Consider the following 18,786-nt stretch of genomic DNA (forward strand, 5'->3'; position numbering starts at 1 on the left):
GCCTCATCGGTTTACTTTGTTATGTGTAAAAAGAGAGTTATAAGGAATGACTTTCAACATTGGCGATAGCAAACTACCGACTTAACAAGAGTCAGCTATGTGGCAACTAACGTCAATTCCCCTGTATTCAAAAGCATCTCTTTTTGGGCTGGCGATTAACGGGGTTAAATGTTCCGGCACTCAAACAGCATCCCGCCCTGGGCTGGCGATTAAGGGGGTTAAATGTTCCGACACCCGGACAGCGTCCCTCCCTTGGCTGGCGATTAAGGGGGTTAAATGTTCCGACACCCGGACAGCGTCCCTCCCTTGGCTGGCGATTAAGGGGGTTAAATGTTCCCGCACCCAAACAGCATCCCGCCCTGGGCTGGCGATTAAGGAGGTTGAATGCTCCGGCACCCGGACAGAATTCGGCCTTGAGCTGGCGATTAAGAGGGTTCAATGTACCGCCGCTCCGACAGTATCCCGCGCTGGGCTGGCGATTAAAGGGGTTAAATGTTCCGGCACCTGGACAGTATCCGCCTTGAGCTGGCGATTAAGGGGGTTAAATATTCAGGCACCCGAACAGTATCCCGCCCTGAGCTGGCGATTAAGGGGGTTAAATATACAGGCACCCGAACAGCATCCCGCCCTGGGCTGGCGATTAAGGGGGTTAAATGTGTTCCGGCACCCGGACAGTATCCCGCCTAGAGCTGGCGATTAAGGGGTTATATGAATCAGTTCCCGGGAGGGATCTATACATGACCTACGATAAAAGCAAAACAACATTAAAGTTTGGTTGTAAGAACTGAAAAGTACAAAGTTGAAATATGAAACGCGGGTTGGACCTCTCTAACGTTAGTGGTAATGACTTATGGTGCAAACATAAATCTACATATTTATGGGAAGCTGGTTAGACGACGTCCGGTCTGAAGCGCACAGACTGAAAGAGTACCGTGTGGTTCGGCGTGAACCCAGACAATAATGTTAATTCTTCGCAGCAAAATAAGAGGGCGTTCTCACAAAAGTTGTGGAGACTTGTGCAGATTACTTCTTCTGAAATCTCGTAGGCCGTTCTAATTATCTCTATGTTACTAACATTTAATTTCCTTTACCTTTTCTAGTGTTTTCGAAATAAGGTTTCGGTGTGCTAGAACTTTGTTGGAATTTAAAGCCTGGACTCTAATACCGGGCAAAAGAGTAGAATATGCCAGGCCCCCGCAAAATTTTCGACGGCTAAGGCGCCATTCAGGAATGAACTAAATCCTTCCTGCTTACCTCGTGATCCAAAAGATGGCATTCAGAATACTAAGAAAGCACGCCGAATCTGAGCCTATAACCCTTTGGCTAAATTATGCAAAGCAATGTTACTCAACACCCGGGATAAACTTTAAGGTGTTTATATACCAATTTTGGAGATTAAGGCGCACATACCCGGCGGAGCGAATTGGTTGGATCGTCAGTAAATTGTTTTATTAGGAATAAACTTCCCCAATTTCAAGATGCGAATTTCAGGTTTTTTGGTAAATGGCACTACGCTTGTTTTACAGATAGCAACCAGTTACAACATCTCGATTAACCATATTCTAGTAATCACTTGAAGCTGAAAATGGTTGACTATACCAACCTAAATAGAAGGCATTTCATTTTAGTTCAAAACAAAACTGCAACTTAATAGTTATGGTTGGTTTAGATAACCACAAATACGAAAATTGACTAACAAAACAAAAAGAAACCAACTCACAAATATTATCTCTAACTTGTTAAACAAACCAACAAGACATGAGTTATTGTTTGTTTTTCAATGCCTTACCAAACTTTAAATCGATACATAAGAAATTATGGGTTGCTTAGCTAACCATAAAGATAGTGTTTATATCTAATATACAGTAGCGCGACAAATTTGGTTATCACTTGCAACCACAACATCCGTATCCAAGGCAGGAAAATTAGCTCAGCACAGGCCGAGCATGATTAAACATCAGCCGTATAAAAGCTACATCACCAATCAACTTAAGTAGAAGCCCCAGAGAAGCCAATCAACAGTATCTACAAATAAAATTTAGGGATATTTAGGGATATTTAGGGGAGTTAATTCGATCCAGAAATTCTGAACCTGAACAATTGTTGCGGGGGAGGGCAGTGTAACACAGTTAAAAACCTGTATTTTGAGTAAAGTACGGATACCTCATCCAGTAAAGATGAGGTATCCAGTACTACTTAAACGTTATGCAGCTGCATTGCTAGCAACTTCCTGTTCATACAGTATCTCAATTGCTTCGCCGTAAGAGCAATCAAGACGGCTTTGTATTTCCCATAGCTTTCCACGGTCGGTACTGTCAGTCGTAAAACAAAGCTCCATTTTCCTGTCTACATAGAGGCGACATATCTCCTGGAAATTCTCGAATCGGACGAGCATCTCAGAAAATGCACGCTTTATCGTTCGTATGTTTTTCATACGCTCATATACAGCATCAGTCGTGGAGAAGTAGTTATTAGCCTTCATGGCTTCTATGCTCTCCTTTTCCTGCTTCATGATGATCTTCCACGGCGAGTTGGCCGTCAGGGCTCGACCTACCGAGGAGGTGAAGTAATCTTCAAAGGACTGGGTAATACAAATACCAGCACAGTTCGTTTTCCTGAATCGGCGCCAGGCAGCTTCAAGGAAAGATGAGAAAAACTGATTTGACTGATTACTGGAGCCTGAAGCATTATCCGGGCGAATATACTCCCATGCCTCATCAAGGATGAACAACCGGCGGCGACCGTCCTTTTTGATAAACATTGCATGCTGAGCAGCTTGAATGATCGACATGAGCACGACTGTCTGGAGGTGAGGGGTACCCTTCAACTCTTCAAGCTCAAGAACTATAAACCGACTACCGAAGTTTATTGGCGGGAGCTTTTCGGTAAATCGATTTCCGTAAATGCCTCCTTCACACCATTGCCCTAATTGCTCACCGATATCTTTAATACGCTTATCTTCATGGGCAGAACAGCGGCGTGCAAATCCTGTAATAGAGCCTGTACTTCCGACTTTACGTGATTCGTTATATTCATCACCAATCAGTTGAAGCATGACCGATTGTTGAAAGTCGTCAATATTTCCTTTTTCAGATGCCATTATTTTTAACTGATTCAGGACCATAATGGTCTGTGCAACTTTATCCTTTTCTTCATCGTTATTATTTGAGTCGTCATTGAAAACAGGCGCTTCATCAAAAACTCGGTCTGCAACAGTGACATCGGTCAAAAATGCGAACGGATTCAGAGTAAAATCAGGCTTTTTACCAAAATCTATAAACTGACTATTTGTATATTGCTCCGAAATACCCTGATACGAGCGACCAACGTCAACTACAAAAATCTGGGCTCCATCAGGGTCAAATGCATCATAAGCATTGTTTTTGAAACCTTCAAAAGTATCACGATAATGGATCAGATTATTAGAACGCGGCCCTGCACCAAGATAGTTATTAATGATGTATGCAACCCAGAACGATTTGCCTGCACCAGAAGTCGCCCCAACAACCATATTATAGCTGGCAGAAGTCTTGAAGATATCAAGCCCCAACAGCTGGCCCTCTCGTGAGACGAGGTTAAGTACAGGTCTGTCAGTATTACCTTTCCATGGGCCGAATAGAGGGGTCATATGCGCTGCACCAGTATTACTGACTACCTCAAAACGGTCCAGATCTAGTATCGTCTTGGGGTCATTACACATTGGAAGGCAAGAGACAAAAGATGGAAAGATGATGTATGAATCATCAGCCACTTTAACGCGACTTTCCAGATAAAATGATTTTAACTGGTCTGCGGCAGACTGGACATCTAATGCTGAATTCCCCATGACGGTAAATGTCAGATAACTGTGTAAAAGACGGGCCCCATCTTCCAGTTCACGTGTTACCGCCATGTAATCATTATCCATGTCCTTCAGTCTTGGACAAAACGTTAAGACGGTTGGGATACTAGCTTGTTTGTTAGTAATTGCCTTATATCTGACGTTATCTCTAGCTAATTTTAAGGGATCGGCGAAATGGACTGTTTGAGTTATCATAAATGGGCTAAATATAGTTTTACGCCCATTCATCCAATTCACTACAAGTTCATACATGCTTCCAAAATTTACATGTTCTGGGAACTTGACCACAGATAATTGTTTGAAATAACGATGTTCAGAAACATCAGTACTCTGCGTTGTAGATGAAAAATTATTTTCAGTTACTGTATATTTTCGCCCCGGAACATTTAGCTGTTCGTTAAGACGCCTCATAGTGTTGACTTCAACATGACCTTCAGCCCAACGTGATGTTTTTCCCGGATGCATTAATTTATCCATGCAATAAAGCCAGTTTTCGGCGCTAACTTTATGTGGAAAAAGGCCCAGTGTGTTCAACTTACTGATTAGGTCAGAGTACAGTGCATCGATGCGATTAATTTCAATTTCAGTAGGAAGCGCAGATTTCAACGGAATAGAAAATGACATCCAGATCTGAAAGTCACGAAGCATTAATTTATCATGATCCGGTTTTAAGGGTTCATTTAGACTTCTATCATAATAATCCAGCTGGTAGGCCGTGAGTAAGTCCCCCTTAAGCTTATCATGTCCTTCCATTCGACCACCACGAACTGCCGACCAGGCACTTAAATGCAAGGTCAGGTCCGGCAGTGCTGTTAATGAGGTCTGACAGATAGTGTCAGTAGGAAAATCCATTTTAAATAATTCAGCTAACACATCCTGCTGATTATCAAAAACACCAGGTGAGGGGTTACAAATAAACATAAACCCAAGCCGATTACCGTCTATTAGAAAATAATTCGTGCCAGGAATCTGGTCGTATACAGGAATAAACCCACCAAACTGGTGGCGACTTAATTCTTTATTATAGATGTTAGCAGATTTCATTCGCGACCTCAGAGTTGTCTGATAATACCGTTAGACGAAACTGCTTTCGTTGCTCGCTGTTGCTGTTGCATATTTTCACGAGCGGCATCCTGAACTTGCAAAGGAACTATTCGCGCCGGATTTGATGTCGAATTTTTACCCGCAATCCAAGTTTGGGGTTTGACATTCACATAGACAAAGCCAGGCAGGTTTAAAGCGTCATTATCGTCCGTGTATGGTGCAAAGGTGATTCTCATGACGCGGCCTTGCTGAAGTACAGCAAGCGGTTCTGGAGCTACCACAGCCTGTTTATACCCTTGTGTACGGTATTGCTGGATCTGGCCAGAGCTGAGCGTAGGGTTTACAGGCTGTCCATTATTAACGGAGTAAAGGTCTTTACTAGCACTGATATCGGAATTTGGCGCAACGTAGCGCGGTACAGGTGCCGGAGATACAACCTGTGTTGTTTGCTTCATGACATCAGCAGTCGGATGGATAAAAGGGTTACCGGATGCACCTGTTGAGCTGTAGCTCGTTGTCATCCTTACATTAGAATTAACTGGAACGCCGCTTATCGGCCGTGGCCCGATTGTTGATGTTGGCGCGCCCATTTTTAATGTCTCATCGTACATAACGGGGACTTGGCCAGCAGGTTTAATTTGCGTCGTCTTGTATGTCACAGGCTTATTTACCAAGACGGCAGACTTAGGGTATTGCACAGCGCCAGGCGGCGAAATTTGGGCAGGGTACTGGCTGTCATTGACAGCCGATTTCTCCTTTCCCGAATTAGCTTCTTCCTCCGCAAGGCCGGAAAGATCATCACGGTTATTCGTTAGTTCCATAACTTCACGAGGGCCTTTACAAACGACCCCTTTTTCAATTCCCGGACATTCTGATTCTGAGCTGCCGATAGTACAACCCGCTAGGTATGAAGATGAACCAACAACCAGAGCGCTGAAAATAACTTTTTTAATGTTCATTTCATTACCTTAATTAGTAGCAAATGGGTTTTTGAGTAAGGGTTCGACACTTTGTTTTAACCATGAATCAAAATCTTTCGGTATGCCATTACCGGCAAGTCCGTCTTGTCTCACAACTGAAGGTACGCCCTGTAATTTATAAATACCTGCCAGCATCAGAGATCCTACCAATGGCTCAGCCGGACATGTTTCTGCCTCTTTTTTTGTCAGGAGCCTTTGTTCTATATCGGTCTTATTTCCCATAAGCCAACGCAAGATATCAAGGTCATTCACTTTGCCTTTTTCTTTACTGCACCATAGTTGACGTAATTCTTGCTTTGGCTCACCGGGGGAGGGGATTAAAATGATGTCAACCCGGTATTTTTCTCTTTCGTCATAGAATTTTTTTATTAAATCTTGGCAACCATCACAATCAAGCGTGATAAAAATAGCGGCTTGTCTTTTTAGTTTTGGGTTTCCTAAAGGGATCAATGCCACAGTATCAAGAGGAAAGGGGGCGTCGTCTAAATTAATAAAGTAGGATTTTCGTACATCTTCTACGGATAAGACTGACTTTCTCTGAAGAATGTCCATGACGCTACCACCCGTTATTGTATAACGTCCATCAGTGGTCACAGCCATCAACTGCGAACGTTCATCCTGGAACAGATAAAGACCTCCAGTCGGGATGTAAATAACATCTTTAGGCTTATAGCTTTGCATTTTCGCCAGTACGCCCTCTAAAGGTTTCGTGGACACTCCACCTTCTTTTGCTTTTTCCATTAATGCAGCTGCATCAGTGTTGTTTAATACATTTTCAGCAGCATTTGTAAGGGGTGGACACACTGTGATCATAGAGACCAGCAGAGATAAAAGTAACTTTTTCAATTATCGTATCTCACTTTCTTTTGTTTCGCCTTGTAGAGATTGTACCTCACCAAAACTTCCACCAAGGTCGATATAAGAGACTATTTGAACATTATCTGGAATTGTTACTGCTAATGATGCATCAATAACCAAATAGCCACGAGAACGGTAAACTTTCATTAATGCTTTAAAGTAATTTTCAAAGTTGTTTTTAGACTGTACCAAATCCGGCTCAGGATTCTGCTTATTAAATTCTTTCCTTAAAGTTTGCATATCAAGTACTGCAATTTGGTAGGACGGATTCGACATTGCTTTGACGCTTTCATAAACAAAACTCGCCCCCTTGTATCCATAGATCACGAAAAGCACAGCTAGGCCAGCTAGCATCAAATACTTGAGGGTTTTCTCGATATCTATTTCCAAAGTTACTTTTTTGGTTGTACGTATACCCCCAACAGGTTTAGCCGCCTCAAGCTTCACGTTTTCAGCAGAATCACTTTTTGTTCCTGGTTCAATGTTATTTTCCATAATTAACCTCAGCGACTCGTCAGGTTTGTAGGTATTGTTGCGCCTGATTGAACGATAAACGTAATTGGGCGCCCTGGGCTAACTTCGACTATTGGCCACTGCTGCTCAGCAATTGATGTGTAGTAGTCCACAAGACGGTTTAGACCGCCCTGAGCTGCTCCGGCTCCGGCCAACGCTCCTAATGCCCCGATGTTCGGCGATTGGTATTCAGCCGTTGAGTTAGGATCGATATTTAACGAAGACACCTTAGATGGGCTCAGACTACCAGCCAGTGCTGACAGGCCTCCTGCAAAAGCAGAACCTGCGATCGCATTTCCATTTCTACTTATCAGATTTCCACGAATACCATTTTTCCCGTCATTTTCACTAACTGCGTATGCTTCCAGTTTGACGTCGAAAGCTTTTCCTTTCGAGTTCACACAAGATATTGATGTTGCCCGAATGTATGCTCGCTGTGACGCCAGATCACCCACAGCTGAACCCAACAAATTACAATCCCGCAAATCCATCGTGAAATTGTTTGGCATGATGATGTCTTTTTTAATACGCATAGTGACTGGCATGGGTTCAGCTTTAGACGACAGACTCGTTGGGGCTTCCAGACCATTAATTAGCACCCCTGTGATAATTGACGTCGCTGGGAGAAACATTTCGTCTTTACGTGCCGCATGCCGAGCTTTACTGTCTACAGGAGCGGTCCCGTCGCCGCGAATAGTTCGTGTCGGGGCTTTGTCACCGCCAGCAACGACCTCACGCCCCTCTCTTATCCGGCTTTCGGATATCGGCATAACCTGAATGACACCATCAGAACCATTTGTCTTAATTGAACTCTGCGTGATAGTCCGCATTGGGCTATTTCGGGTCGGTGTGATCGGAGCGTATCCGGAACTAGCCCCATTCACCGCAGCATTTGGATTTAGCTGGTATGGCGTTGCTGGGGCCTGCTCATTGACGTTTTTGCGTGACCCACCTGCGTCGAGATTACGATTACCGTTTCGTGAGGTCTGCATGTCAGTCAACTGCGTCGAGAGCTGCTGGACTTGTGAAGCAAGGTTGGCAATCTGTACTTTGCTTTCTTGCTGGGCCTTTTCAGCTTTATCACGATCTGCCTTTGCCGCATTCTGATCAATGCGGTTCTGCCTGACCATTTCGTTATAAGTCTTCTGGCTTTCCTCGTTACTCAGCTTAGTCATTTGTGAATCATCAATCAGGAACCCAGTTTGCATATCTTTTTTCTGGGTTTTCTTCTCTTTTTTAACCGGAGTGGAAAAAATTGATTGACTAATAACGATAATCAATACAATCAACGCAGCACCAATTACTGAGATTCTGACAGTTTTATTTTCCCAGGCATTTTTAATGTCCATTATTAACTCCACTCTTTGGTTGCTGGAAGCGCTTAACTTTCAAATTTCGTTCGTTTTCTGTCATCTGAGGCACGATATAAGGTTCACCCGCCCTGGGCCATTTATCTTTAAAATTCAATCCTGAATTATCGGATTCAACAGGGGCAAAATCCTTACCATTATTAAGCGAACCAACTTCTTTAATTTCCTTAACTCCGCGCCGACTTTCAAACTCGGTTGAGCTTCCAACGAATTTTTGCGCAAGGGTAGGGTCGCTTATAATTATCGTATGTTCTTCAAACGCATCGTCAACTGTCTCACCCGGTCGGTGGTCATCGGGAACTATATTCACTGTTCCTTTTGGAATGTACTCAGTTTGGTAGTAATAACTGGTACCCAAAAAAACGACTAGTCCAAATGAGACCCCTGTAAGAAAAGTAGCTTTTCTCATTTTATCTTTTAATCAGGCTTGGTCGTGTGGTTACACGAGTCTGGCGCTCTTTAAATAATTTATCCCGCACAATGTAAAGCTCGGTTTCCTCTCCAGGCTGAAGAAATGCTTTATCGAACAAAGCACTTGCAATTACTCCTTCAGTTATACATTGCTGATCAGCGACAACTTGTCCGTAAGGCTTGTCATTTTTAACAAGAATGACATCTATCAATTCCCTAGATCCCACAAGTCTTTGCCCTAACTTTGAATACATATTGAAATTACACGGGGACTGCTCTGAGCTCGGTATACGTGACAAGCGGTCTTCTTGTAAACTAAAACCAGAAGGAACCTCACCTAGCGCAACCGGAGTCAGTAAATCAATGATCCGCTGTTTATGGTCATCCTGACGAGGGTCAGATGGTGCCAACTCTTCTGACTGGGATCGTGCCAGCATCTCATCATAATTATGTTTATCCAAAGATGTCTCACGTTTCGCCTGCATTGTCGGGCTCAAAGAAGTTGTGACCGAAATCATTGCACCAGGAACATCCAGTGGAACCAGTGTCAGGTTATAAGTCGATTCAGGCACTGAATCTTCTGAAAGCATTATTCCAATTGGCTTATCCGTGTTTGTTGAAATAAATACATCGCCGCCGTTAACGAAAATACTGGCTTCATCACCTGGCGTTGAAGTACTTACAGATGCGTTTTTAAATGAAGTTGAAATTCTGTTTTGCAGACCCCGTGAAACTGGCAGTACAATATTCCCACCCGGTGGGACGTTTACTCGCTGCACTTCTTTGTAGCGATTACGAGCCTCTACATATAACTCATCTGCTTTTGAAGGGGCCCCGGTGCTTTGTGCATTTTGTTGAGGCTCTTTCCCTGCCGGTCTTCCGTAACTATCAAAATTTCCGGATTTAACCTGTTGCTGATAACCGACAAGCGTAGGGTTTTTTGACAATGCGCCAGTTATCTCATTGACAGCTGGGGAGGCACTACTTGCAGGTGAAAGACTTGGTAGTTCAGTGGTCGGTTTTGTTGCTTGTGACGTCTCAGGCGCGGGGCCGGTGCCAGATTCTTTAATAATCGCATTTTTCACACCATTCTGAAATTCATCTGCCCCGACAGGCATAACAACCGGGTTATTTACTGTCGCCGGTAACTGATAGTCTTCAGCAAAGACTACATTCGAAGTTGCCAGCAAGATCATTGCTGTAATCGCGTGACAGCGAAAGCCCTTTTTAGAAGTCATAATTAGTTACCTGTAGACGGCGGGGGATTATCGAGTGTTGCCAGTTGTTCTTTGCCGTTGATTGTAATTTTCTTAATATTTGGTGTACCAGAATACTGATTTACATAGGCTATGCGTGGTCGTCCGTTTTTCATACCCAGCACCCATTCAAACGTCCATTTTGATGATTCTGTTTTGTCCGGAACATTAATCAAACGCGTTGATTTCGTTCCCCAGACATAGACCATGTCATTTTTGGTGTCATAATACATATCGATCGGTTTAAATGACTGTTCAACACCACGAGCTTGCATAATATTGGTCTGCTGCTGTAATGACTCACGGGTTTTCGCCTGTAAATCCGGAGAAAGCGCATCCAATATGGTTGTTGTTACAAAGCCTATGTTTGTTGGGTTTATGTTCCCAATTAAAGTACTGAAGAATAAGGCCCATTGAGTTTTATATGACTCTGAGGCTTTATTTCCCACAACTTTAACTTCTTCCGTCATATTAGGCGGAAGCACAATAGTCACAGGATCGGTAAGAAATTGATTTTTTACCACTAAAACTGCGATGACTAATATAGCAATTGAATTCACACGTAAGAGTTTTTCGTCACGTTTAATCAATGCACTATAAGTAATTCCAATTTCAGAAGCTTCAATCTCTTTACTAAAGCGAGCTTTAGAATCCCGAAAGCGTCCTTTTGAGTCTTCGCCTCCATTTTGCGAAGTCTCGTCCTTTTTATCAAAATCGCCATTACTGGCACTTTTAATGAATGGAATTTTAAGCTTGCTGAGAAGTTTCATTCTTAGCTCCATCAAGAATAGAGGTTTCTGATAAATGGATCGGTAAAGTAACGACTACTAAACACTGATTTCCCTGGAAACAAGCCGAACCACCACAGTTTGTGTTTGAGTTTTCCTCTAACTCCTTCTTCAGCTGCTTTTTTATATGCAAACCAAAACACAACCGCAACAACTACAGAAGTTATAAAGAAATCAAAAATATTACCACTCGCGATAGTCACGAATGTTATACCCAATTGCTTTGCATCCCAGAATAGAATCAACAAAGGCATATTAATTCTGTAAGGGAAACGATAGGTATGTGGAGGTACCTCGTACTGACTTGTCATAAAAACTCCAGAGAGGGGGAATATCCCCCTCATCGTTATTGTTCTAACAAATCACAGCGGGATACCAGCATCCAGGAACGTGCTGATAATTTTTTCACCGTTTGCCATAATCAGCATCATTAATGCTGAAACCAGCGCCAAACCAAGGTTAGGTTTTACAACGCCGAAATAAGCTACGGAGAACAACATGCCGCAAGCGATGATTTTACCCGGCGCACCAGTTAATGCTTCGCTCATGTAGGCCCAGATATCGCCGAAGGCTCCGTCGTCGGAACCCGCGTACGCTAAACCGCAACTTGCTAAAAACAGGAGAATAAACAAAGGCACTTTTGCATGTTTAGACTTCAGAAATGCAAAAGCGTTAGTTTGTTCTCTTTCAACGTTAGTATTCAATGTCAGTTCCATAATTACTCCGTGTTGATTTGAGTTCACGTAAACGCATTTGCATAATACTTTTTATTTTTCTTTCATTTTTCTGTTAACCACCCTTTTTTTCCCTTAATTGCGCCTGGTGTTTTTTTAGCCTATGAATGTCACATGTGAATACCGTGTGTATATCGGATTGAAGAAGGTGAGGCAGGTTATTTTTTCTTTATAGGGAAGAAGTTCATCGTCTATCTCTTCACCATTTTTGTGATAACCATCCAGTCCGATATTTGAGAAAGCTCTGTGTAAGGATGTCATTCTAAAAAAGTCACTTTTCCCATTGATACAAGTGCTTTTCAGCCACATCCTGTGTGTCGCCCCATTCATGCAAATGCTTTTCAAACAATGCGCCTTTTCCAGCCTCATTCATGCAAATGCCTTTGTAGCAAAGACACATATCCGAAACCCATTCATGCAAATGCTTTTCGACCAAAGGAACCTTTTCCGGGCTCATTCATGCAGTTGCTTTTCGACCAAGGGCAACTTTTACTATTCCATTCATGTAAATGCTTTTTGGTGAAATTCAGCTATCGAATCCCATTAAGAGAGGTACTTTCAGTCCAAAGGCACCTTTTCAGGTCGATTCATCCAAATGCTTTCCGGTCAAAGACACCGTTACGGCGCCATTCATGCAAATGCCTGTCAACCAAAAGCACCTTTTACTATCCCATTCATGCAAATGCTTTTCGACCAATGCCCCGTTTGCTGCACCATTCATGCAAATGCTTTTCGACCAATGCCACCGTTTGCGGCCCCATTCATGCAAATGCTTTCAGCTAAAGGCACCTTTTTACTGTCCCATTCATGCAAATGCTTTTCAGCTAAAGGCATCTTCCCGCCTCATTCATGCCAGGGGTTTCCAACGTAGGCACCTTACACAAACTCATTCAAGCAAATGCTTTTATACAAAAGGCACTTTTCTGTCGCCATTGAAGCAAGTGCTTTTCACAAAGGTCACTTTTCTCCCCCCATTGAAGCAAATGCTTTTCACCACCACTATGGGATTTTTAAACGATTTGCTTTTATTTTCATGAGGTTATGTTTACTTATGGGACCTCTGTTTTGAACTGGATATTTATCAAAACGCCTCTGTTCTAATCATGTCCCAGACAATTACAGGCTTTAATTTTCTGTGCAAATCTCAGTGTGACATGAGAAGGACAGGGATTTTTCACGTATAGCCACTATGCACAAACGTTGATGGGTAGTTTTATCTAAAGGCATCTGGATGAATGACTTCTGATTAAATCATTCAAAATCAATTGCTTAGTATTCGTTATCTAACTCAGTGAAAATTAGTTAAATAAAGCATTCGATCGAATGCTCAAAATTCCCAGGGTGCTTAAGCAAAAGTAAGAAAGGAAGCAGGGAAGCAGGGAAGCAGGGAAGCAGGGAAGCAGGGAAGGGTATTCATATCAGCAGAGGCGTCCAAAAAAGCATTTGGATGAATGCCCGTACGCCTCATTACATCCAAAGTTACTTTTCTGCGAACTGAACCAGAGGATCAGCTTTGTTTTGCCAGAGCAAGCTTTGGACTTCTCTTAAAAATCTGGAACTGAATATCTCTACCTTTCTTAACCTCTTGATATTCAAGGTATCCTATTGATTTTAACTCCAGCATAGCCTTTCTGATGATCTGGTTTTGAGTACGTACTGGAGTCGTCAAAAGAAGCCGCTCACGCAAACGCTTCATGTTAACGAATAACGTTCCGGCAGGCATTGCCTCAAAATAGATGTACAGGCTCTGTGCAGCTTCTTTTTTGGCGAGAACCGACAGTACCTGTAAGCTTAATAGGGTTTTATGATCATACCGGTAAAGCTCCCACATCGAGGGATCACCCACGAGCTCTACTGTGTCCTTCTTAGGGTCAATCATAGCTTTCTGCACAAGGTGTGTGACAGTGAAGCGTTCAGTTTTAGAATCACGGAAAGAAATAACAACGGACGCGAGGTTTGCCAGCGCTTCCTGAAATCGTGAACGGGTTCGCTTGTTGATATTTGTAGAACTGATACCACACATTTTTGCAAACTCATTGAACGACAATGTTATTTTCTCGGAGGCGAATCCATATTTACTGAACGCCATAATGCACCCAAGCCAACACTTGAAGTCCGTGGACATCGAAAGCTTAAGGCCAGTGATCCGGATGTCATCGTATCCTTCTGACCGGGCCAGTTCCATGCTCGACAACTCATCAGAAGCATCAACCTCAAAATTTCTGAATCGCTTCTCTTTAGTTCCCACCGGGGTAAAAACACTTAAGCGCAGTAAAGCAATGGGTTGGACCGATTTCGAAGAGTTTGGACTCAGTTGATAAGTCCTCCCTGTATCCGTGTTGGTCACATCAAACGGATGTGCTAACTCATTGTTATCACTCATTTAAACTTACCCACCATGTTTTTCCCTTTCTACATTTAGCTGTGAATAGATTATTCGTCCAAATGCTTTTCACGCATTAAACTAAATGCCTTTTCAATTCAAGTAAATGCTTTTCTTATTCGATCAAATGCTTTTCGCATGCACCTGAATGCCGGATCATTGCTATTTCTTTTAAAAATCATCACGTTACAATGGTCGTGATCTTTATTGTTCTCTATTGATCTCTATTGATCTAAAGAATTGATCTATCTTGTGGAAAACGGGGATAAATTCCCTCTGAGAAAGAGCTCTGGCCCTACAAATTTAGGATTGGATACAAACCCTGTATAGAATGCAGCCGGGAAAAATATCAGTTAGCATGAAGTTATTAAGAAAGATAAATTCAAACTATTCAGATTTTCTTTTTAATTTAATTTTTAAAACAGCCTATTTTTGAATTAGTAAGATACCTAACCACTAAAAGAAATTTTGTTTTTTATGCCTTCAGAGTTGTTTGAATCTGAGAGCATTAATGTATCATGTAATAAAAAAAGGTGCTTATATGAATCATTGCGACTATCAGATTATTGAAATCAGCCCAAAAGATCTTATTATCGAGCCTGGATTTAATCCACGGGAAGCGGTAATCGGTGATCTTTGTTACGAACAGGAGCCAGTAAAATCGGCAATTATTTCTCTCAAGCAAGCCTATAAAGAGGGGCGACGTGTTGATTTAATTAAGGTAGTAAAGAAGGACTCCAAGTACGTTGTCCGGCAAGGGCATTGTCGTTACAGAGCATTATTGCTTGCTCTCGCGGAAGGAGCTGACATCCAGCTCTTTTCAGTCGTACTTATGCACTACAAGGATAAAATCGAAGAATACCTAGAGAACCTTGATGGGAACAGGAATAACAGTCTCAATCCCGTTGCACTAGCTTACGCACTCGCAGAGACCCTGAAGCTTGGCTCTACCGTTGAATCCCTTGCTATGCGCTATCAGCGGTCTGGCACAGCGATTCGCAATCAGCTTAAAATCCTTGATATGCCTTTAGAACTGCAACGTTTAATCAGCCTAAACCTTATTAAAAAAACACTCGCGATTGAAATCATGTTGAAGTATTCCAATGATCATGCAAAAGTCCTTGCACACTTGGAGTCCTGTTCTTTTTTAGTGCCATCTTCTGGCGTACTTGATTTATCGAAACCAACAACCGTTGAAACAGCAACAAACAGTGAGCCACTCGAAGAACAGGAAAAACCTCCTGTACATATTAACCCTAAAGACATTAAAACAAAGTCTATCACTCGCAGTTCGTTAGGTATTAAACGTCTTTCACATAAAAAAACTGAACGGTTAAAAAATGAATTTATTGGTTTGATTGATAATGTAGGGTCAACAATGTCAGACAATAATAAACTGACAGAATTAATTTTAGACGGACAGCATTCTAATTTATTTATGAACGTCAGTAACACTTTAATCACAAAAACAAATGAAAGTGTAAAGATCACTTTAGATGAAGCAAAACTTCAACTTGTATTAAGTCTTCTAAATGATGAAAATACTGCAATCATCATTCCAAAATCTAAGGTTACAGAACTGAACGAAATTCGTGACCTTTTGACAAATGAGTAGATAGCTGAGGATAATTTATGGACAAGATTGTACATTTTACCGTCATTAATACTTTTAACGATTTACTTATTGCGAAAGCCTCGCTCGACCGTAACATTGTTGAGATCAACGCTGGTAAGCGCTTTGATCATTTTGAAGAAGGACATGATCAGTATGTACAGAAAGTGACTGACGCTTTACTTATCGTGGAGGGACGTCTGGAGAACCTTAAAAAATGAAACATTCAATTTTTTTTACTCACGATGGTTATTTATTGCCAGCGGTCGTAAAGCCTTTCCACGGTAACGATGGGCACTATTATGCCATGATCACACGTGAATGCTTTGCCTGCGGAGGGACAGGAGAAATCGCAAACGCCGTCTGCGTGACATGTAATGGAAGCAAAACGTCACCGGCCACAGAGGAAAAACTGGTACTGAAAGAGGGCATCGAATTTCTTGAAACTATCCCGGAATTTCGCTGCAATCCCGATCTAGACGCTTGGAAACGTAGGCACAGCGGGCACCTGGCATTGTTACAAGCCGATAATTCTAAGTTTGCAGTAAGCATTTCACAGCAGTTAAACAACAATCTCTTTTTAACAGTTCGTCAGTTAGAATCTTTCTACTCAACTTACCAACCCGTTTCTAAAGATTTGCCAGAAAACGCTGATGTACCTGTTGAGCATTCTTTCAGCATTGGTGATGTAGTGAGTATTGATATCATTTTTACAGAAGTGCGAGCTGCTTTTTCAAAAGGCTCCCACAGCTACTTTTTTACTTTTACAGGCAAAAAGCAGAATGATGGATTCGCATTAACAGGTAATGTGCAGGATCATGTTTTATTGGGGCATAGCTATCATCTTTCCGGAAGGGTGAGAAAGATCCACTATTTTGACTCTGTGCCCTACGCATTACTGACGGTGTTTAAATTAACCACAAAGCCTAGTGCGTAGTGAACAGAACTCCCAAATACAGGGTGTTTATTCATTAGCCACAGGCTTTCTGCACTGTCGTGCCGACTCACTCACGTCAAATTTGTTGCTCACGCATCGGGTTTTTACCCGGTTTTAAACTCCGAAAAATATGCCTATTTCTTTAAATTCAACACCCGTTATTAACTAATCTTTTAAATTAAAAATGATAATCTTATTAATTATATATTTAATTTTATTCTCCTTAACATTCAGGTTAAGGCGATTTTGTTAAAACGGAGTGATGTATGCAAAATGATCTTGGACTTGGGTTCATCTGCAAGTCAGCAAGAGCGTCAGCAAAAATTATATCCCGGAAAGTTACTTTTCCGCTAAATGGCTCGAGTACTACAAAACTTACCCTAACGGGACTACAGTGTCATCCATCCTGCCGGTTTCCGTTTTACCAGCTGTCTATGCTAATCCACAACCAGCTCGCTGATCATGCCGCCAACGTTGTCGATGAAAATGCTCCGTTCACTGTATCCATTAACATACATGAATGGCTGAGTCGTGCCAGAGTGGCATTTATTGATTATCACGGTCTGCGTAATACCGATAAAACAGCAATGATCACATTGGATCATCTGGAAGAATTACTTACTCACTTGTCGACTACATTGGCCGTATATATCCCGTATTCAAAGAAGCGCCTGAACTTTAGCTTTCTGACGTCCTTTACACTGATCAAAACATCACAGTCTTATACTTTGATGTTCCCTGGTGTGCTGCGGCCGATCTTGGTGTTACTTGGGGGGTTAATTCAGGAATTTATGACCGAGAAGTTATTGAAGAGACGTAATACCCAACTTGTCATTTTTGAATATTTGCGAAAGTCTCGGCGCCATTCCCATAAAATTACCGATATTGCTAACGCTCTTCAGTTGCAGACGGTGAACGTACGAATCATGCATGTTCTTACCCAACTTGCAGATCTGGGGCTTATATCGTTTATTTGTGAAGGTAAGAGAGGGGAGCGGTCCATCGAAGAGCTTCAGTTTATTCCTTATGCCAGTCGGGACCATTCCGAAGTTTTGAGCTTTGAGGAATGGATAAGCCCGATCGACTAACCACTGACTGTCACTTAACGAAGGACAGCCAGGATCTCTTTTTCCTTTTTTCGCGATTTTGATTGACTGCCGACAGAACGGTAAGCATTGAGAGTATGAATTTCAAAACCGCGTTCTTCATAGAGCTCCAGCGTAAAGGGAGTCAAGCTGTTGGATATGGCCACTGAAGCCCCTTTACGATGAGCTGCCACCAGCATATCCGCCAGTTTAACATGTGCGCTCTTATTGAACGGTATGCCGTCATAACTGACAAAGCTGGTTTTGCTGATTTTATCATAAGGCGGATCGCAATAAATTTGGTCACAACCACCAGCACTCTCCAACGTCAGACCAAAATCTGCGGTTGTCAGCTCAACGCCAGAAAGTCTGAATGAGAGATAATCGACTTTCTGGGGGTCCAGAGTTAACTTGGATCGATTCCCCCACGGAACTGAGTACTTACGTTTCAGATTGTAACGACACAGGCCGTTATATCCGAGTCGGTTCATTGCGTAGAAAAGGACTGCTCGTTGCAGCGGGGCATCATCCAAACTGGTGCTGTTAAACGTGTTCCTCAGCTTTAAGTAATCCTCTTTATCAAATTCCCTTTCCGCCAGAAGATTCACTTCTCTGATGAATGCCGATTTATTCCGCTGGATGTTGCGGTACAGATTGATTAGATCCGGATTACTGTCTGCCAAGAGTGCATCGGTGGCAAACATGTTAAGGAACACAGCGCCCCCGCCGATAAATGGTTCGACCCACCGACGGCTCTGATCATGTGGGAAATGCTGACTGATGAATGGCATCAGTTTGGTTTTACCCCCCGCCCATTTGATGATTGGTGTATGTTTTCGCAACGCGTATTCTCCTTTAAGCATTATCGGTATGTCACCCTTATGGTACCGAAAGCCGGATTACAACCAACAAGGTTTAAGCAGGGAAAATCGCGGGTGTTGTGAAAGAAATTTTCATTCCGACACATTTTTTTA

At 42.4% G+C, this 18,786-nt stretch carries 17 protein-coding genes; 4 read left to right on the top strand and 13 right to left on the bottom strand.

Features of this window, described 5'->3' with window-relative positions:
* Positions 1–2,203: 2,203 nt before the first annotated feature.
* The 12 genes from trhC to C2U54_RS25205 form a co-directional block, all read right to left on the bottom strand.
* Positions 2,204–4,885, bottom strand: coding sequence for an IncHI-type conjugal transfer ATPase TrhC (trhC, locus tag C2U54_RS25150; RefSeq protein ID WP_040113303.1), 2,682 nt, complete (start codon positions 4,883–4,885; stop codon positions 2,204–2,206).
* Positions 4,886–4,893: 8 nt separating this feature from the next.
* Positions 4,894–5,844 (bottom strand): TraV family lipoprotein, encoded by a 951-nt coding sequence (locus C2U54_RS25155; protein ID WP_015063108.1) that lies wholly within the window; start codon positions 5,842–5,844, stop codon positions 4,894–4,896.
* A 9-nt stretch (positions 5,845–5,853) separates the two neighbouring features.
* Positions 5,854–6,606, bottom strand: a complete 753-nt coding sequence (htdT, locus tag C2U54_RS25160) for a protein-disulfide isomerase HtdT (protein WP_185757620.1) — start codon at positions 6,604–6,606, stop codon at positions 5,854–5,856.
* Between the two features lie 105 nt (positions 6,607–6,711).
* Positions 6,712–7,218: a hypothetical protein gene (locus C2U54_RS25165; RefSeq protein WP_015063106.1), complete on the bottom strand. Its 507-nt coding sequence runs from the start codon at positions 7,216–7,218 to the stop codon at positions 6,712–6,714.
* Between the two features lie 8 nt (positions 7,219–7,226).
* Positions 7,227–8,585, bottom strand: a complete 1,359-nt coding sequence (gene trhB, locus C2U54_RS25170; protein ID WP_022652153.1) for an IncHI-type conjugal transfer protein TrhB — start codon at positions 8,583–8,585, stop codon at positions 7,227–7,229.
* Positions 8,575–9,015: a plasmid transfer protein HtdO gene (gene htdO / locus C2U54_RS25175; protein ID WP_015063104.1), complete on the bottom strand. Its 441-nt coding sequence runs from the start codon at positions 9,013–9,015 to the stop codon at positions 8,575–8,577. Before htdO ends, trhB begins: the two co-directional genes overlap by 11 nt.
* Position 9,016: 1 nt before the next feature.
* Complete coding sequence (locus tag C2U54_RS25180; protein ID WP_015063103.1) at positions 9,017–10,255, bottom strand: TraK domain-containing protein; 1,239 nt, start codon at positions 10,253–10,255, stop codon at positions 9,017–9,019.
* A gap of 2 nt (positions 10,256–10,257) precedes the next feature.
* On the bottom strand, positions 10,258–11,043 hold the full coding sequence (locus tag C2U54_RS25185) for a TraE/TraK family type IV conjugative transfer system protein (protein ID WP_022652152.1): 786 nt from the start codon (positions 11,041–11,043) through the stop codon (positions 10,258–10,260).
* Positions 11,044–11,054: 11 nt separating this feature from the next.
* Positions 11,055–11,372, bottom strand: coding sequence for a type IV conjugative transfer system protein TraL (locus tag C2U54_RS25190; protein WP_022652151.1), 318 nt, complete (start codon positions 11,370–11,372; stop codon positions 11,055–11,057).
* A 51-nt stretch (positions 11,373–11,423) separates the two neighbouring features.
* Positions 11,424–11,777 carry a hypothetical protein gene (locus C2U54_RS25195; protein WP_015063100.1) on the bottom strand — a complete coding sequence of 118 codons (354 nt, stop codon included), beginning with the start codon at positions 11,775–11,777 and terminating at the stop codon, positions 11,424–11,426.
* Positions 11,778–12,066: 289 nt separating this feature from the next.
* Positions 12,067–12,252, bottom strand: a complete 186-nt coding sequence (locus C2U54_RS27570; RefSeq protein WP_032610388.1) for a hypothetical protein — start codon at positions 12,250–12,252, stop codon at positions 12,067–12,069.
* Between the two features lie 1,050 nt (positions 12,253–13,302).
* Positions 13,303–14,178 (bottom strand): RepB family plasmid replication initiator protein, encoded by an 876-nt coding sequence (locus tag C2U54_RS25205; RefSeq protein ID WP_015063098.1) that lies wholly within the window; start codon positions 14,176–14,178, stop codon positions 13,303–13,305.
* 541 nt (positions 14,179–14,719) lie between these two features.
* On the opposite strand from C2U54_RS25205, the gene C2U54_RS25210 reads away from it, so the two are divergent.
* The 4 genes from C2U54_RS25210 (at position 14,720) to C2U54_RS25225 (ending at position 17,815) form a co-directional block, all read left to right on the top strand.
* Positions 14,720–15,793: a hypothetical protein gene (locus C2U54_RS25210; RefSeq protein ID WP_022652149.1), complete on the top strand. Its 1,074-nt coding sequence runs from the start codon at positions 14,720–14,722 to the stop codon at positions 15,791–15,793.
* 17 nt (positions 15,794–15,810) lie between these two features.
* Complete coding sequence (locus C2U54_RS25215) at positions 15,811–16,011, top strand: hypothetical protein (RefSeq protein WP_022652148.1); 201 nt, start codon at positions 15,811–15,813, stop codon at positions 16,009–16,011.
* Positions 16,008–16,727, top strand: coding sequence for a hypothetical protein (locus C2U54_RS25220; RefSeq protein WP_015063095.1), 720 nt, complete (start codon positions 16,008–16,010; stop codon positions 16,725–16,727). The genes C2U54_RS25215 and C2U54_RS25220 overlap by 4 nt, the downstream gene beginning before the upstream one ends.
* 266 nt (positions 16,728–16,993) lie before the next feature.
* On the top strand, positions 16,994–17,815 hold the full coding sequence (locus C2U54_RS25225; RefSeq protein WP_015063094.1) for a hypothetical protein: 822 nt from the start codon (positions 16,994–16,996) through the stop codon (positions 17,813–17,815).
* A gap of 14 nt (positions 17,816–17,829) precedes the next feature.
* Here C2U54_RS25225 and C2U54_RS25230 read toward each other — a convergent pair whose 3' ends face one another.
* A complete protein-coding gene (locus C2U54_RS25230; RefSeq protein ID WP_015063093.1) occupies positions 17,830–18,675 on the bottom strand; it encodes a DNA adenine methylase in 846 nt (281 codons plus the stop codon).
* Positions 18,676–18,786: the final 111 nt, after the last annotated feature.

It is taken from the genome of Leclercia sp. LSNIH1 (assembly GCF_002902985.1).
Classification (GTDB): Bacteria; Pseudomonadota; Gammaproteobacteria; order Enterobacterales; family Enterobacteriaceae; genus Enterobacter.

What these genes read in the sequence shown, in the direction of transcription:
- C2U54_RS25225 (WP_015063094.1), top strand. Translation starts at nt 16,994, where the DNA reads ATGCAAAATGATCTTGGACTTGGGTTCATCTGCAAGTCAGCAAGAGCG.
- C2U54_RS25180 (WP_015063103.1), bottom strand. Translation starts at nt 10,255, where the DNA reads ATGACTTCTAAAAAGGGCTTTCGCTGTCACGCGATTACAGCAATGATC.
- trhC (WP_040113303.1), bottom strand. Translation starts at nt 4,885, where the DNA reads ATGAAATCTGCTAACATCTATAATAAAGAATTAAGTCGCCACCAGTTT.
- C2U54_RS25195 (WP_015063100.1), bottom strand. Translation starts at nt 11,777, where the DNA reads ATGGAACTGACATTGAATACTAACGTTGAAAGAGAACAAACTAACGCT.
- trhB (WP_022652153.1), bottom strand. Translation starts at nt 8,585, where the DNA reads ATGGACATTAAAAATGCCTGGGAAAATAAAACTGTCAGAATCTCAGTA.
- C2U54_RS25220 (WP_015063095.1), top strand. Translation starts at nt 16,008, where the DNA reads ATGAAACATTCAATTTTTTTTACTCACGATGGTTATTTATTGCCAGCG.
- C2U54_RS25155 (WP_015063108.1), bottom strand. Translation starts at nt 5,844, where the DNA reads ATGAACATTAAAAAAGTTATTTTCAGCGCTCTGGTTGTTGGTTCATCT.
- htdT (WP_185757620.1), bottom strand. Translation starts at nt 6,606, where the DNA reads ATGGAAAAAGCAAAAGAAGGTGGAGTGTCCACGAAACCTTTAGAGGGC.
- C2U54_RS25185 (WP_022652152.1), bottom strand. Translation starts at nt 11,043, where the DNA reads ATGAAACTTCTCAGCAAGCTTAAAATTCCATTCATTAAAAGTGCCAGT.
- C2U54_RS25205 (WP_015063098.1), bottom strand. Translation starts at nt 14,178, where the DNA reads ATGAGTGATAACAATGAGTTAGCACATCCGTTTGATGTGACCAACACG.
- C2U54_RS25210 (WP_022652149.1), top strand. Translation starts at nt 14,720, where the DNA reads ATGAATCATTGCGACTATCAGATTATTGAAATCAGCCCAAAAGATCTT.
- C2U54_RS25190 (WP_022652151.1), bottom strand. Translation starts at nt 11,372, where the DNA reads ATGACAAGTCAGTACGAGGTACCTCCACATACCTATCGTTTCCCTTAC.
- htdO (WP_015063104.1), bottom strand. Translation starts at nt 9,015, where the DNA reads ATGAGAAAAGCTACTTTTCTTACAGGGGTCTCATTTGGACTAGTCGTT.
- C2U54_RS25165 (WP_015063106.1), bottom strand. Translation starts at nt 7,218, where the DNA reads ATGGAAAATAACATTGAACCAGGAACAAAAAGTGATTCTGCTGAAAAC.
- C2U54_RS27570 (WP_032610388.1), bottom strand. Translation starts at nt 12,252, where the DNA reads ATGAGCCCGGAAAAGGTTCCTTTGGTCGAAAAGCATTTGCATGAATGG.
- C2U54_RS25230 (WP_015063093.1), bottom strand. Translation starts at nt 18,675, where the DNA reads ATGCTTAAAGGAGAATACGCGTTGCGAAAACATACACCAATCATCAAA.
- C2U54_RS25215 (WP_022652148.1), top strand. Translation starts at nt 15,811, where the DNA reads ATGGACAAGATTGTACATTTTACCGTCATTAATACTTTTAACGATTTA.